The organism is Acinetobacter sp. YH01011 (genome assembly GCF_013420785.1).
GTDB classification, from domain to species: Bacteria; Pseudomonadota; Gammaproteobacteria; order Pseudomonadales; family Moraxellaceae; genus Acinetobacter; species Acinetobacter towneri.
This window is the reverse complement of the sequence record NZ_VOYG01000009.1, coordinates 1-14,500: the sequence shown is the minus strand read 5'-3', so window position 1 is coordinate 14,500 and position 14,500 is coordinate 1. Positions and strand designations below refer to the sequence as shown.

Here is a 14,500-nt window from a genome sequence, read left to right as displayed (position 1 = left end):
AAAAAGTTCTTTGATTTTGCACATCGCCAATGACTTTATTCAGTAGGTCGTTGTAGCTGCTGCTCTTTTAAATAGTCTTCCGTACGCTGCATTGCTGCTTGAATATTGACCAATGCTTGCTCTACATCTGCAAATGTTTTGGCATTGCCGCCACTTAGTGCCTGACGCCATTTACGTGCACCTGGCAGGTTTTGGAATAAACCTAAAATATGGCGGGTAATGACAGAAAGTGGTGCACCTTGTTGTAGACGTTGTTCAATATACGGCAACATGCGCTGCATAATTTCAAAACGGTCAGGTAATTCTAGCCCCCATAATTGCCCAAGCTCTGCCAGTAAATAAGGGTTGTGATAGGCTTCACGACCAATCATCACCCCATCGACATGCTTGAGGTGTTGTTGGGTTTCGGCAAACGTTTTAATTCCACCATTAATTTCAATTAACAATTCGGGGCGGTCTTGTTTTAGGCGATACACATCCTCATAACGCAGAGGCGGAACTTCGCGGTTTTCTTTAGGCGATAAACCTTGTAATAAGGCAATTCGGGCATGCACGATAAAGTTATTGCAACCTGTTTGAGCCACAGTATCCACAAAATGCAGCATCTCTGCATAAGAGTGCATGTCATCAATCCCGATGCGATGTTTTACGGTCACAGGAATATCAACCGATTGACGCATGGCGGCAATACACTCTGCAACCAAGTCTGGTTCTGCCATTAAACACGCACCAATTTTATTGTTTTGTACTCGATCACTTGGGCAGCCAACATTCAGGTTGATTTCATCATAACCCCAGTCTTGTGCCATTTTACTGCAGGTCGCAAGGTCTTTCGGATTTGAACCGCCCAACTGCAAGACAATAGGATGTTCTTCTTTGCTGTAATCTAAATGGCGCTTGGCATCACCAAATAAAATTGCGCCAGTGGTTACCATTTCAGTATACAGAATGATATTGGGGTTAAATAAACGTGCAAAAAAACGGTAATCGCGGGTAGTCCAATCCATCATAGGGGCAACCGAAATGCGAGGTTGTAAAGTTTGGATGGCACGTGTCATAACCCACCTGAATTGAAAAACAAAAGCACAAGACCGCGCATTATACGGGGTTTAAGTGAAAATCGACAGTATCCCCAACCCACATCCATTGGCATTAACTTTGCTTTGTTCGCTATGAACAAAGCAGCGCAACCGTAGATGCTAAAGCGGAACTGCTCAGTATTTGTATGCGTAGCCGTTTTTTAGTATGTTGAAAAGATAGGATAACGCAGCATAAGAGGGAAAATAAAATGTTGGTATTAGAAGAAATTTATCGAACTAAGAAAAATGAATTTTCAACGGCATTTAATTTACGCATGCAGCGCAGTTTAAGTTGGTGGAAAAAAGCCATTGAGTTTCATGATGATGTCGATATGCAATTTATGACAGCATGGGTGGCGTTGAGTGCCTTGTATGCGCAAGGTCAAACGGCAGAGCATACACAACAGACCTTGCAGCAATTTGTGCAGCGTATGTATCAAAAAGATGTCGATCAGCGCATGGCGAGAATTATTTGGGAAAAATATCCACAAAGTTTAGAGGTGTTGCTGACCAACCCTTATTTGTATCAAAGTTTTTGGGATTGGCGTAATCAAAAAATGACTGAAGCTGAATGGCGTGCAGATTATGAAGCAGAGAAACAGCAGATTATGCAGGCATTGCACATCCATGATTCAGCTACAATTTTGGCATGTTTGTTTAAGCGCTTATTGACGTTACAGCAGCAACTTTTACAAGGTGGTGCAACTTATAACAGTGCAATCAACCGCAAACAACTCAGCCATGCCAATACTTTACTGTGTGCGTTGATGCCGTGTTTTATCCAAATCTTATTGGAAAATTTAGAAAATGTGGAATTGAGTCAGCCATTTTACCCTGTGATGCAAATGTCTTAAGCGACTTGCTTGATTGTAATCGCAGCGTTTAAGGCATGGCGGTGTGTTGACGTTGATGCTGCCAGTCGAGTAGGGCAAAGCTCATTGCGGCGGTAACAAAACACAAACCAACTAGGCAACTCCATAACCATCCACCGTGTTGCCATGCATAGATTCCCAAGGCAGAACCACAAGCACCGCCAGTAAAATAACTGGTCATATAAATTGAGTTAATCCGCGATTTGGCATCGGGGCGTAAGCGAAAAATTACATTTTGGTTGCTGCTGTGTACGGTGGCAAGCCCAAGGTTAATTAAGCCAAAACCAAGAATATAGCTCCATAAGCTAAATTGTCCGTTGTATAGAAAGACCCAACTGATTGCCAATAGCGCCAAACCACCCCACGTCAGCGCTGTAACATAGCCACGATCTGCAATTTTCCCCACGTGTTTGGTCGAAAGAGCACCGAATACACCCACCATTGCCACAATGCCCACCATAAAGTCAGCTAAGCCAAAACTGGATTTGAGTAATACTGCAATGGTGGAAAACAACACGCTCATCGCTGCAAAAGCAAACGCACCGAGCAAGGCACGATAGACCAAACGACGTTCTTCTAAAATGAGTTTGCCCATAGACTGAAACACGGCCAAATAGCTGAGTTTGCTGGTTGAGATAAAGGGTAAGCGTGCTTTGAGTACCGCGGCAATGCAAAGCATCAGCACACCGCTAATCAGGTAAATCACTTTCCAATGGAATAAGTTGGACAGCAAACCTGCCAAACTGGTCGAAAGTAAAATACCGACCAATAAACCACTCATCAATAAACCGACCACTTCACCCATTTTTTCAGGTTTTACGGTCATGGTGGCAAAGGGAATTAAGACTTGTGCTGCAACTGAAAACAGCCCTGTGATAATCGTGCCAATCCATAGCATGCTTAAATTGCTGGAAAAGGCACATAAAAATAAGCCAATCGAGGCCAAAAACATCAATAAGGGAATGAATTTGGTTTTATTGACAATATCGCCCATGGGCACAATGAATAATAAACCCAGAGCATAAGACACTTGTGAAAAAGTCACTGTCAATGCCACTTGGGATTGCGGAATTTGGAAAGATTGATGAATCGAGTAAATCAGCGGTTGGCAATAATAATTCGCCCCCGCGCATAGACCACAGGCGATCGCCATCAACCAGAGCAGGGTTTTATCTTGGCTGATGTCGGGTGCAGTGTTCATAATTATCCTAAGGTCAATGGTAAAACGGGGTTGCAGTAGCTCAAAGATTGAATCCAATATTCAACTTCATTAGTGGCAGGATGTCGCCTTTAACTTAATGAGAGAACTTGTTTTTGGACAAGGTGATCATCATCACGCCTACAATATTGAGCATGCAGCCGAACCATTGTATGCCATTTAGATGTTCACCTAAAAATGCTGTGGCCAATAGAATCGTCAAGATGGGGCCAATTGAAGCAATCATGGCCGATTGTGCCGCACCTAAACGGGCGATACTGTGCGCCATGAGTAAGGTGGGCAAGACTGTGACAAATATCCCTAAAGCTATGCCATAGCCCAGCACTTCTACAGGCAGTTGTTGCACCAGTCCCAGTGGATTCGGTGTGACCAAACTGTAATGTGTAAGCGTACCGATGCAGGCAGTACTTAAAGCCAGACCTGTAAAATTCCATGAACCAAAATGCTGAATCAGGCTTTTGGTCAGCAATAAATAGCCTGCAAAACACACTGCACTGGCGAACACCAAACTACTGCCTAACCAAAAATACGTGTCATGTGGGGTATTGCTCTGTTCCTGTAACATCACAATCACTGTTCCGCCATAACTCAGAGCAATTGCAAACAGACTCAGCCAGCTCAGTTTCTGCCGATACATTACGCTCGAAGCCAGAACGGTGAGCGTTGGATATAAAAACAGAATAATGCGTTCTAATGAAGCGCTAATGAACATCAGCCCTAAAAAATCCAGCCAGCTAGAAAAATAATAGCCCATCAGACCTGCAAATATTATTAGCAGCCAATTGCGTGTAGAGATGTTGCGACTGTGATGGCGATTGAGCCAACAAATCAGCAAGAAGAAAGGCAGGGCACTTGCCATGCGCAAAGCCATGAGTACGGTTGCATCGACCAACGGTGAAAGTGCATAAGCCTGTTTAATAAAAATGGCTTTGGTACTAAACAAAAAGGCTGCAAATAAGGCAAAGATGGAGCCCCATTGTGTGGCGTTAAGTCTGATCATGAAAAATGCTGTCGAGCAAGGTGGATGCAAGAGAAGTGACACATGCTGCGCACACAAATGCAAGTTGCATGATAGATAAAGGCAGATGCGACTGCATGGATCAAGCTGTGTGTGCTGTATTTGAGCAAGCATAGCCGATTTTATGCAGATGGTCTGCTTGAGATGGCATAAATTTTGTGAAAAGTAGAGTAAATGGGATTTGCACGATAATGGTGCAAATTAGTTGAAAATATTGCAAAACAGAGAAAATCCATCATCAGACAAAATGACGCACAAAAAAAATGAAAAAAATAGCAGCACTTAACTTAGACCTGAGTTGAATAAATTCAAGCTTCTTTTAAAAGTTTTACTGTTTCAAATATTCGGTTTTACTCATAAGGCAAAGGTAGGTTTTTCTAAGGTTTTCAGATGAGCAAAACACTTCTAAATTGAACCATGTTGTGCGGTGTAAAAATTGTCAAAAAAGTCAATTTGGTGTTTAAGTTTTTGCTTTTAGCGCTTAAATGTATAGATATGCAATCTTTTAGCGCTAAGTCGGATTTTCCCAATTAAGTGAAATGCGTGTCAGAATGATCAATGCTTAATTCATTTAAATGTGGTCAACTGCAAGCTCAAAGCATCGCTTTTTTTCTTTTAGACACTTCAAATCGAAGTTTTGCTGAATAATTAGACTTATATTCAATAAGCAAAACTTATCAATTATATCTCGCAACAATATTTTTATGAATCATCAGTTCAAAATATGGGTATTTATTAAATAAATATTGGGTGGTAATTTAAAAATGTTGCATTAGAATCCAAAAATTCAACAAAACTTATCCTGAGGGGAAAGCATCGTTATCCACGATGTTGACTTAAGAAAAACTAGCTTGAGGAACGCTCATGCAGATCGGAATTCCAACCGAAACTGTTGTCGGTGAAAATCGTGTCGCTGCGACGCCAGAAACAGTAAAGAAGTTGATTAGCGCGGGTCATAGCGTAGTCATTGAACGTGGTGCAGGCGTAAAAGCCGCTTATATCGACAGCGCTTATGAACAAGTAGGCGCGACCATGACAGATGATGCTTATCGCGGTAGCCAAATGATTTTGAAAGTTCGTGCCCCAAAGGGTGAAGAAATTCAAAAACTTGCACCGAACAGCACTGTGGTGGCGATGTTTGATCCTTACCGCAATACTGAATTAGACCAATTTGCTGCGGCTCAGGTGTCTGCATTTGCTTTAGAGCTTTTGCCACGTACCTTGTCGCGTGCGCAAAATATGGACGTGTTGTCATCACAAGCCAACTTGGCAGGTTATAAATCTGTGTTGTTGGCTGCAGCAGAATATCAACGCATGTTCCCAATGTTAATGACGGCAGCGGGTACTGTAAAACCTGCGCGTGTTGTGATCATGGGTGTGGGTGTTGCTGGTTTGCAAGCCATTGCAACAGCGAAGCGTTTAGGTGCTGTAGTCGAAGCAACTGACTTGCGTCCAACGGCAAAAGATCAGGTGGAATCTTTGGGTGGTAAGTGGTTAGACGTACCAATGTCTGAAGAAGAACAACAAAAAGCTGCCGATGCTGCCAAAAATGGTTATGGCTGGATGCCTGGTGAACAATACATTAAAGACCAAGCAGTGATTGTCGATAAAGCCGTTTCTAATGCGGATATCGTGATTACCACTGCGTTATTGCCGGGTCGTGATGCACCGCGTTTAATCAAAGCGGAAACTGTGGCAAAAATGAAGCCGGGTTCTGTGATTTTAGATATGGCAGTCGAAACGGGCGGTAACGTCGAAGGTTCACAATGCGGTGAAACTGTAGTGACTGCCAATGGTGTGAAAATTTTGGGTATTCCAAACATTCCATCGACTGTATCGACAGAAGCATCTGCACTATATGCGCGTAATGTGTTGAATTTTGTTGAAACATTATTTGATAACGACAAGAACTTCGCATTGAATCCTGAAGAAGAAATTCAGAAAGCGTTGCTGGTCACTCATAACGGTCAAGTGCTGTTAAAGCGTGGTTAAGGAGAATTCTCATGGTTGAAACAATTACGATTTTTGTCCTTGCCATCTTCGTAGGTTACTACGTGGTGTGGGGGGTAACACCTGCGTTACATACGCCATTAATGGCAGTAACCAATGCACTTTCTTCAATCATTATTGTCGGTGCGATGATTCAAACTGTTGGTCTACCAATCATGGGTGTAGAAGGCAGTGTCGATTTCCAAACCATTAATGTGGTGAGTGTACTGGGTGCGATTGCTGTGTTCTTGGCAAGCATCAATATTTTCGGTGGTTTTGCAGTGACTGCACGTATGCTGGAAATGTTCAAACCAAAAGCAAAGAAAAAAGAGGGCTAATGCATGGAATTTATTCGTGAATATGCAGACTGGTTCTATTTAATCGGGGCTGTGCTCTTTATCTTAACTTTACGTGGTTTGTCTGGGCCTAAAACTGCGATTGCGGGCAACCGTTACGGCATGATCGCAATGGCGATTGCAGTCTTGACTACATTCTTTGTGGCAGACAATCCAGTTGTGTGGATGATTCTGGCAGCTATGGCAGCAGGTGCGGTGGTGGGTATTGCCCGCGCACGTACGGTGCCAATGACTCAAATGCCTGAAACTGTAGCGTTAATGCACTCTTTAGTCGGTTTGGCTGCAGTTTTAATTGCGATTGCTGCGATTATTCATAACAACAAGTTAATCGAACTTGGTCCAGACTTGTTGGCTGCAAATGGCATTACTTTCCATGAAATGAGCAAAGTTCATTTATTTGAATTGTTTGTGGGCTGTTTCGTGGGGGCGATTACCTTTACTGCATCTGTTTTTGCATACGGTAAATTGGCGGCGAAGAAATGGGCAAAAACTATTTCGGGTGCATGGGTAAAACCTGTTCAGGCGTTAATTTTCCTTGCTATGCTCGGTTTTGGGATTCACTTCTTCCTGAGCGGCAACATGACTTCATTCTGGGCAATGACAGGTTTAGCATTGGCATTCGGTTGGGTATGGATTGCACCAGTGGGTGGTGGTGACATGCCAGTTGTGGTGTCATTGTTGAACTCGTTCTCAGGTTGGGCGGCAGCAGGTATTGGTTTCACACTTGAAAACAACATGCTGATTGTTGCAGGCTCATTGGTCGGTTCTTCAGGTGCGATTCTGTCTTACATCATGTGTAAAGCCATGAACCGTTCAATCATCAACGTATTGTTTGGTGGTGCGATGGGCGGTGCAGCAGCACCAACGGCAGCAGCGGGTGCGCAAGTGCAACGTAACTACCGTTCAGGTTCTGCTGATGATGCTGGCTTCTTGATGTCAAATGCAGACAGCGTAGTAATTGTACCGGGCTATGGTATGGCGCAAGGTCGTGCACAGAATGCGGTCAAAGAATTGGCCAACTTGTTAAAAGAGCAAGGTGTAACTGTTCGTTTTGCGATTCACCCAGTGGCAGGTCGTATGCCGGGTCACATGAACGTATTACTTGCAGAAGCAGACGTACCGTATGAAGACATCTTAGAAATGGACGAAATCAACTCAGATTTCCCTGCAACAGATGTGGTGTTGGTGATTGGTGCAAATGACGTAGTTAACCCTGCGGCAAAAGACGATCCAAACTCGCCAATTTACGGCATGCCAATTCTTGAAGCGCATAAAGCACGTACCATTATGGTCATCAAGCGCTCAATGGCAACAGGTTATGCGGGTCTAGACAACGACTTGTTCTATAACGACAAGACCATGATGATTTTTGGTGATGCCAAGAAAGTTGTGGAAGATATGACTAAATCAATCAACGGTACAGGTCACTAAGACACTGTTCCTAGAGATGAAACCGCCTTCGGGCGGTTTTTTATGGCTGATGTAAAGTGGTCAGTTGAGATAGGGAATTTGGTTAGGGTAGGTTAATACGATATAAAAACGATTAGAGATCTAAACTTCAAAAGATCCGCATTAAAAAAGCGACTTATTTGAAAGTCGCTTTTTGTGTATCTTTAAGGCTGCTCAAGTGAGCTGTTGTATTAAGCAACAGACTCAGGCGTAGTGCGCCATAAGCTTTCTAGGTCATAGAATTTACGTGCTGTTGGTAGCATGATGTGAACCACTACCATACCAAGATCGACCAAGATCCATTCTGCATCACGTTCACCTTCAATACCAATTGGGCGGAAGCCTGCTTTGCGCGCTTCTTCGGCAACATTGTCGGCAAGAGATTTTACGTGGCGAGTTGATGTACCGCTAGCAATCACAATGGCATCTGAAACATTGCTGATGCTGCTGACATCAAGTTCAACAATTTCTTTGGCTTTTACATCAAGGAGAGCTTCATGTACAACTTTAAGACAAGTTTGTACGTCATGCTTTTGGGTATTCATTGCAAGATCGTGAGAATTAGAAGCGCCGGGCGATGGTTCTAAATTCATGGGGTGTATAATTTCCTAAAATTATTCATCGTCTAATATAGCTGTTTTAGCCTGAAATTTCAAATCGGTTTAATTTTAACCACTTTGATTTGAGGGAAAGTATTTGTCTTTCCATGCAAATGATTGATTTGACGCCAGACTTGGGTGGTATTCTGCAGCGATATAGCCTGAATAAGCACTGTGCTGTAACCATTTGAAAATAGTAGTATAGTCTAGCTCGCCTGAATCGGGTTCATGGCGTCCTGGATTGTCGGCAAACTGGATATGACCAATATCCTGAATGTTTTCTTGCAATGCGCTCAGCACATCTTCACCCATCATCGCCATGTGATAACAGTCGTATTGCATTTTAAGAGCAGGATGTTTGACTGCTTCTAGCATCTCTTGAGCTTGCGCAATATTTTGTACTAAAAAGCGTGGCATGTCGGTGCCATTAATCATTTCAAAGACAGGCTGAATATGATGTTGAGTGAGCATCGAGCAGGCCAGTTTTAGGTTTTCTGCCAGTGTGTTTAAGCAAGGCAGTAAATCGGCATCGACAGGTTGTTTGCCTGCCAAAATATTGACGCTAGGGACATTTAATGCCGTGGCATAGCGGATGGCTAACTCTAAGGCATGATGAAATTCAATCTCTTTTCCGGGTACGCCCGCCAAACCATTGCCGCCTTGCATGAGGTCACCCGCAGGGACATTGATTAAACACAGGCTGAGTTGGTGGAGTGTGAGTTGGGTTTGAATCTGCTCAATACTCAGCTCATAGGGAAATTGAATTTCAACATGCTGAAAACCATGTTCGCGTGCAAGGGCAAAGCGTTCAATTAAAGGCACTTCGGTAAAAATCATCGACAGATTAACCGCCAGTTTAGACATGCAGGTGCTCCTTGCAGGCAAAGGTTGGATCAGGAATCAAGCCGATTAAGCTTCGACCTGATGAATAATGGTGGCTAAATCTGCTTCTGCAAAACCCTTAGCTTGATGGGCTTGCAGTTGTGAAAGGGCTTTTTCTGCCACAGGAATCTGTAACTGAAATTGCGCTGCCAGTTGTAAGGCATTGTTTAAATCTTTAGACAGGGTTTGGACTTTCCATTGCACAGGCTCAAAACTGTGAGTTGCCATACGTGGAGTTAAAATCTGAAACGGTTTCGAGTCGGCAAAACCACCCGCCAAAGCAGGTGCAAGTAAACGGGTGTCTACACCTGCCTGTCCAGCTAGGGCAACGGCTTCGGCAATTAGGGTGCTGTTGGCAGCAACAATCAGTTGGTTGCAGATTTTAGTGGCTTGTCCTGTGCCTGTTTCGCCCATACGGGTTACACGTTGTGACAGCACATGATAAATCGGGCTTAATTTTTCGATGGTGTTTGCATCACCCCCTGCAAAAATCACCAAACTACCTTGTTCGGCTCCCGCAGTGCCTCCCGATACAGGTGAGTCAATCCATGTGACCTGTTTGAGGCTGGCTTGCTGCGCTAGCTTTTGGGTTTGATCTACAGACAAACTGGAAAAATCGACAATGACTTGTTGAGCAGTCAAAAATGGCTCAATTTGATCTAATACAGCTTGGACGGCATGATCATCGGCAAGGCAACTCAAGATCACTGGATATTGTCCGATCTCGCTCAATTGCAGCGACTTTGCCCCCAGACTGAGCACAGATTCGCAAGCCGCAGGGCTACGATTCCACACCGCGACCTCAAAACCTGCCTGAACTAAGCGGGTTGCCATGCGCGTACCCATGAGTCCCATACCTAAAAAAGCGATTTTTGTGTCACGATCAAAATGCATAGCGCTGATTCTCCGTTTTTGCCTACAGTACAAGTCTGGCTTGAAATGTCAATTTAGCCTTTGGTCAAAGTCTGTTGTGTTTGAACTGAATCAAAACTGACGCGGTGCAAAGGTCACTTCAGGGTTCTTGTCCTTTTTACGTGCCAGTTGGCTATTTTTACCCAGCAATAATTTTAATTGCCAAATTTTTTCTAAACGTAAAGATTTATTTGGCGCATGTTCCATAGCATCCAGCACTTGTTTGGCTGCAGCCAATGCATCAGGAGAGCGTTGTGCAATTTCTTCAGCAAGGTCTTGTGCTTTTTGTAAAGGTGTTGCATCTAAATGCGTGACCAAGCCAATTTCTTTGGCATAGTTGGCATCAAAAATACGTGCAGTTAAGGTCAGTTCTTTGGCAAGGTCTAAACCAATTAAACCTTTTAATGAACGGCTTAGCCCCATATCAGGCACTAAGCCCCAACGGCTTTCCATAATCGACATTTGCGTGTCAGGATGCGCGATACGAATATCTGCAGCCAAAGCCAATTGCATCCCTGCGCCAAAACAATAGCCTTCAATTGCAGCAATTACAGGTACAGGCAATTGTTGCCAAACGAGAAATGCTTTTTGAAACAGGCTTTGCCCTGGCTTAATTAATTCCCAAGCCGCAAATGCACGGTTTTGTGGATTGTTGAGGTCGGCCAAGTCAATGCCTGCACTAAATACCTTTGCTTCGCCTGTTAAAATTACACAACGTAAGCTGCGGTCTTTTTTAAGTTTTTCGGCAGTCCGCACCAATTCTTTAAGTAGGGCAAAACTCATGGCATTGCGTTTGTCTGGGCGGTTCAGGGAAACTGTGGCGATGCCGTTATTTTTTTCGATACGAAGTAAGGTCATGATGTGAGCTCTTGTTTTTACTGGGCAAAGCATAACATGGGCAGCAGTGCGATAAATGACAGCAGAGTCACGGCAAAGCCTTGCGACCTTGCCTTTGATTACGTGACTTTTTTTTGTGAATAGTGCTGGGTGAGTCGTGCTTACAAACTGTATCTTCTCGTTGAGGCGTTCGCGGTGAATGTCACTTTGATGTTGGCTAACTCGCCGCATTATGTTTGGTAAAAATGTGTTCTGCTGCATGTTCAACTTGCTGTATACAGGTTTGTAATTCCTGATAACGGTTTAAGACCTCTTGCACAAACAGATCATCGGCTTTACGACGTTCTTTACGTAAGGTCGAAACAAACTGTTCAAATGAGCCTGTTACTTCTTGCAGGTTCGGTGTGCCAACATAGCGGGTCGCACCATACAGACGATGCAACACATGCTCGAGTTGTGGGAAATCTTCCAGTTCAATCAGCTGTTCAATTTCATGTAATTCTGTGGCAAAGCTATCCACTAGCATTTTCAGTAAATCCACTGCAAGGTCTTCTTTGTTGGCTGCCAGCATTAGGCTTTGTTGCCAATCCAACACCTGTGGATCTAGCGCTTCAATCACAATGGCTTTATCGACTGCAGGTGGCTTATTAAAACTTTGCGTGGTCCAATGGGTTAAAATTTGGATGATTTGTTCAATCTGAATCGGTTTGGTGACATAGTCATCCATACCGACTTTGAGTAATTTTTGCTTTTCATCGGCAAGAGCATGCGCGGTGAGGGCAATAATAGGTAAGCGTTTGTGATTTTCCAAAGTCGATTCTAAAGAACGAATCGCACGGGTGGTATCTACCCCCGACATCACAGGCATTTGAATATCCATAAAGATCAGGTCAAATGGTTGCTGTCCCTGCTCAATGCGTTGCTGCAAAATCCCCAAAGCTTCCTGACCACTTTGCGCTTTGGTGGTGGTCACATTCAGTTCGCCCAACAAGGCTTCGAGTACAATCAGGTTTGGTAGATGGTCATCCACCGCTAAAACGTGCAGGCCTTTACCATCAAATGATGCAGACTCCTGTTCATCAAAACTGTTTTCATTGTTGAGTAAGTCAATTAAGGCTGAACGACTGAGCGGTTGATACAAAGCGCGCGCACGATATTCATTTAACAGACTTGGGTCTAGCGCCATTTGATAGCCATACACTGCCAAGTTACCTTGATAACGGGTACGAATTTCTTTTAATAAAGCTTCGGTGTCGCCACTATGATCAACAATCAACCAAGTATTGTCTTGCAGGTCGGATACATCTTTTAAGCGGCTAAATAAATCTAAAATTGAAGCGGCTTCAATATGTCGCACCGCATAATTTTCAAGATAATGACGCAAGACATTCGCTGTGGCAGGGTGCGCCAAATACGACACCACCTGAATCTCTTTAAAGTTTGGATGCTGCTGTGCATGCGCTTCATCTACCGCAAACATGGCAGTAAACCAGAAGGTCGAGCCTTTTTCGGTTGGGGCGCGTTCCTGATTGTCTTCAAAGCCAATTTGACCTTGCATCAAATGCACCAACTGTTTGGAAATGGCCAAACCTAAACCTGTACCACCAAATTGACGCGTGACCGAAGTATCACCTTGAGAGAAAGACTCAAACAATTTTTTACGGTCTGTACCGCTTAAGCCAATGCCACTGTCTTGGACGCTAAAGTGAATTAAGCATTGTCCAATATCGTCATGTTCTACCCGCGCCCGTACAATAATTTCACCATCGGGGGTGAATTTAATCGCATTGGAAATTAAATTGGTTAAAATTTGCTTGAAACGTAAAGCATCGCCCAGCACATATTGCGGCACATTATTGGCAAAATAAAAGGCCATGTTGATGTGTTTTTGCGCAGCCAAAGGCGAGAGCATATCCATCACATCAAAAATGGCTTCTTCTAAATCAAAGGGTGCGGTATCCAGTTCCAGTTTGCCTGCATCAATTTTAGAAAAATCCAATACGTCATTAATGAGTGCTAAAAGATGCGCCGATGATTTACGAATGGTCTGTAAATATAAATTCTGTTCATTGCTAAGATTTTCCTGACGCAATAACAGGTGAATAAAGCCATCAATACTGTTCAGTGGTGTTCTGAGTTCGTGACTGATGTTGGCTAAAAATACCGATTTAGACTGGTTGGCAGAAATCGCTTGGTCACGTGCCTGACGATAAGTGATGTTTTGCACTTCCAAAGTATCGAGGGTGCGGCGCAAGTCATCTTCGGTTTGTTCGGTATGTTCTTTGAGTTCTAAAAAGCTGAAATGCAGGCGTTTTACCACATTGGCAATATCCCGCTGCAGTAAGCGTAATTCGCCAGTACTGTTAATGACCATGTGTTGATCTAGCGTATCGGCATTCAGGCGTTGTAGCTGCATGCGAATTTCATACATGGGTGCAATCCAGCGTCGTGAATAGAAATTCAGACACAGCAATAACAACAACAGGGTCAGCAAGCCTGTGGCAATTAATACAATCATGACCCGATAACGGGCAATTTGTAATGGCTGATTGTCCAGTTCAATCAGCAACCATGCAGGACGGTTGATGTCTTGCTGAATTTGCATGCCATACACATGATTATTTTTATACAGAATTGGGCCAAAAAAATCGGCATTTTTAGGGAATTTGGGCCATTCGGCTTGGTCTTGAAAGCCCATGCTTAAACGGCGTGTACCAGAAGCATCAATCAGTGCAGTACGAATCAAGTGCTTTTCGTTCATCATGTTTTGCATAAAAGTACGTGCTTCTTCGTACTTCCACGGAAAGCTAGCCAGTTGATGCAAAGCTGCTTCAGATGGCAACTCAAAACGGGTCAAAATCGCAATTGCCATTTGTCGCTGCTGTGCTTTTGCGGCATTCGAGGTTTCAGATAAAACTAGCATCGTGCCGACGCATGCCAAAACCATAATTGGCACAAAAATAAGTGCAATCAGCTGTCCATAAGCATGATTTAAATGTAAGCGCTTAAATAACTTTTTATTGATATTTGACATGGTTAACGCAGTTTAATCCCTATGTTTGGCAGTTTAGCATGCTTTATCAAATGGAGCGTAAAACTCAGTCCTTCAGGTCAGAGATATAAGCGACACGACATGAAGTGTCGTTTGATTTAACTAAGGACTATTTTCCTTGAGTTTTGATTGTTAATATAAGTACATGAAAACCCTTAAATTACGTATAAAAGACAAACATTGCAAGGTGTTAGACCAACTAGCATCAGAAGTGAACTTCGTCTGGAATTATGTCA

Annotated in this window: 12 protein-coding genes; 4 read left to right on the top strand and 8 right to left on the bottom strand. The window is 43.4% G+C overall.

Annotation, left to right across the window (positions count from 1 at the left end):
* Positions 1 to 35: 35 nt before the first annotated feature.
* Positions 36 to 1,058, bottom strand: coding sequence for a tRNA dihydrouridine(20/20a) synthase DusA (gene dusA / locus FTT78_RS07470; RefSeq protein WP_004974902.1), 1,023 nt, complete (start codon positions 1,056 to 1,058; stop codon positions 36 to 38).
* 230 nt (positions 1,059 to 1,288) lie between these two features.
* Between dusA and FTT78_RS07465 the strand changes: the two genes are divergently transcribed.
* Positions 1,289 to 1,933 carry a hypothetical protein gene (locus tag FTT78_RS07465; protein ID WP_004974903.1) on the top strand — a complete coding sequence of 215 codons (645 nt, stop codon included), beginning with the start codon at positions 1,289 to 1,291 and terminating at the stop codon, positions 1,931 to 1,933.
* A gap of 28 nt (positions 1,934 to 1,961) precedes the next feature.
* Here the strand turns inward: FTT78_RS07465 and FTT78_RS07460 are convergent, their stop codons facing one another.
* Both FTT78_RS07460 and FTT78_RS07455 read right to left on the bottom strand, forming a co-directional pair.
* Positions 1,962 to 3,152, bottom strand: coding sequence for an MFS transporter (locus tag FTT78_RS07460; protein ID WP_167846303.1), 1,191 nt, complete (start codon positions 3,150 to 3,152; stop codon positions 1,962 to 1,964).
* A 94-nt stretch (positions 3,153 to 3,246) separates the two neighbouring features.
* Entirely contained in the window at positions 3,247 to 4,170 is a 924-nt protein-coding gene (locus FTT78_RS07455; RefSeq protein ID WP_096901401.1) for a DMT family transporter, read from the bottom strand.
* 882 nt (positions 4,171 to 5,052) lie between these two features.
* Here FTT78_RS07455 and FTT78_RS07450 point away from each other — a divergent pair.
* Genes FTT78_RS07450 through FTT78_RS07440 form a run of 3 tightly spaced genes read left to right on the top strand, consistent with a single transcriptional unit; the run spans position 5,053 to position 7,964 of the window.
* A complete protein-coding gene (locus FTT78_RS07450; RefSeq protein ID WP_004974923.1) occupies positions 5,053 to 6,180 on the top strand; it encodes a Re/Si-specific NAD(P)(+) transhydrogenase subunit alpha in 1,128 nt (375 codons plus the stop codon).
* An 11-nt stretch (positions 6,181 to 6,191) separates the two neighbouring features.
* The gene (locus tag FTT78_RS07445) at positions 6,192 to 6,515 is read left to right on the top strand and encodes a proton-translocating transhydrogenase family protein (protein ID WP_004974924.1); all 324 of its coding nucleotides are present in this window, start codon (positions 6,192 to 6,194) and stop codon (positions 6,513 to 6,515) included.
* Between the two features lie 3 nt (positions 6,516 to 6,518).
* Positions 6,519 to 7,964 (top strand): NAD(P)(+) transhydrogenase (Re/Si-specific) subunit beta, encoded by a 1,446-nt coding sequence (locus FTT78_RS07440; RefSeq protein WP_004974925.1) that lies wholly within the window; start codon positions 6,519 to 6,521, stop codon positions 7,962 to 7,964.
* Between the two features lie 209 nt (positions 7,965 to 8,173).
* On the opposite strand, the gene rsfS is transcribed toward FTT78_RS07440, so the two are convergent.
* The 5 genes from rsfS to FTT78_RS07415 form a co-directional block, all read right to left on the bottom strand.
* Positions 8,174 to 8,575 carry a ribosome silencing factor gene (gene rsfS / locus FTT78_RS07435; RefSeq protein WP_004974926.1) on the bottom strand — a complete coding sequence of 134 codons (402 nt, stop codon included), beginning with the start codon at positions 8,573 to 8,575 and terminating at the stop codon, positions 8,174 to 8,176.
* Positions 8,576 to 8,650: 75 nt separating this feature from the next.
* Positions 8,651 to 9,445: a hydroxypyruvate isomerase family protein gene (locus FTT78_RS07430; protein ID WP_180043996.1), complete on the bottom strand. Its 795-nt coding sequence runs from the start codon at positions 9,443 to 9,445 to the stop codon at positions 8,651 to 8,653.
* Positions 9,446 to 9,490: 45 nt separating this feature from the next.
* Complete coding sequence (locus tag FTT78_RS07425) at positions 9,491 to 10,357, bottom strand: NAD(P)-dependent oxidoreductase (RefSeq protein WP_004974928.1); 867 nt, start codon at positions 10,355 to 10,357, stop codon at positions 9,491 to 9,493.
* A gap of 90 nt (positions 10,358 to 10,447) precedes the next feature.
* The gene (locus tag FTT78_RS07420; protein WP_179995949.1) at positions 10,448 to 11,233 is read right to left on the bottom strand and encodes a crotonase/enoyl-CoA hydratase family protein; all 786 of its coding nucleotides are present in this window, start codon (positions 11,231 to 11,233) and stop codon (positions 10,448 to 10,450) included.
* A gap of 196 nt (positions 11,234 to 11,429) precedes the next feature.
* On the bottom strand, positions 11,430 to 14,246 hold the full coding sequence (locus FTT78_RS07415) for an ATP-binding protein (RefSeq protein ID WP_180043994.1): 2,817 nt from the start codon (positions 14,244 to 14,246) through the stop codon (positions 11,430 to 11,432).
* Positions 14,247 to 14,500: the final 254 nt, after the last annotated feature.

Excerpts from the sequence above, each read along its gene's own strand:
- FTT78_RS07460 (WP_167846303.1), bottom strand. The coding sequence starts at position 3,152 with ATGAACACTGCACCCGACATCAGCCAAGATAAAACCCTGCTCTGGTTG.
- FTT78_RS07420 (WP_179995949.1), bottom strand. The coding sequence starts at position 11,233 with ATGACCTTACTTCGTATCGAAAAAAATAACGGCATCGCCACAGTTTCC.
- FTT78_RS07425 (WP_004974928.1), bottom strand. The coding sequence starts at position 10,357 with ATGCATTTTGATCGTGACACAAAAATCGCTTTTTTAGGTATGGGACTC.
- FTT78_RS07465 (WP_004974903.1), top strand. The coding sequence starts at position 1,289 with ATGTTGGTATTAGAAGAAATTTATCGAACTAAGAAAAATGAATTTTCA.
- rsfS (WP_004974926.1), bottom strand. The coding sequence starts at position 8,575 with ATGAATTTAGAACCATCGCCCGGCGCTTCTAATTCTCACGATCTTGCA.
- FTT78_RS07455 (WP_096901401.1), bottom strand. The coding sequence starts at position 4,170 with ATGATCAGACTTAACGCCACACAATGGGGCTCCATCTTTGCCTTATTT.
- FTT78_RS07415 (WP_180043994.1), bottom strand. The coding sequence starts at position 14,246 with ATGTCAAATATCAATAAAAAGTTATTTAAGCGCTTACATTTAAATCAT.
- dusA (WP_004974902.1), bottom strand. The coding sequence starts at position 1,058 with ATGACACGTGCCATCCAAACTTTACAACCTCGCATTTCGGTTGCCCCT.
- FTT78_RS07440 (WP_004974925.1), top strand. The coding sequence starts at position 6,519 with ATGGAATTTATTCGTGAATATGCAGACTGGTTCTATTTAATCGGGGCT.
- FTT78_RS07430 (WP_180043996.1), bottom strand. The coding sequence starts at position 9,445 with ATGTCTAAACTGGCGGTTAATCTGTCGATGATTTTTACCGAAGTGCCT.
- FTT78_RS07450 (WP_004974923.1), top strand. The coding sequence starts at position 5,053 with ATGCAGATCGGAATTCCAACCGAAACTGTTGTCGGTGAAAATCGTGTC.
- FTT78_RS07445 (WP_004974924.1), top strand. The coding sequence starts at position 6,192 with ATGGTTGAAACAATTACGATTTTTGTCCTTGCCATCTTCGTAGGTTAC.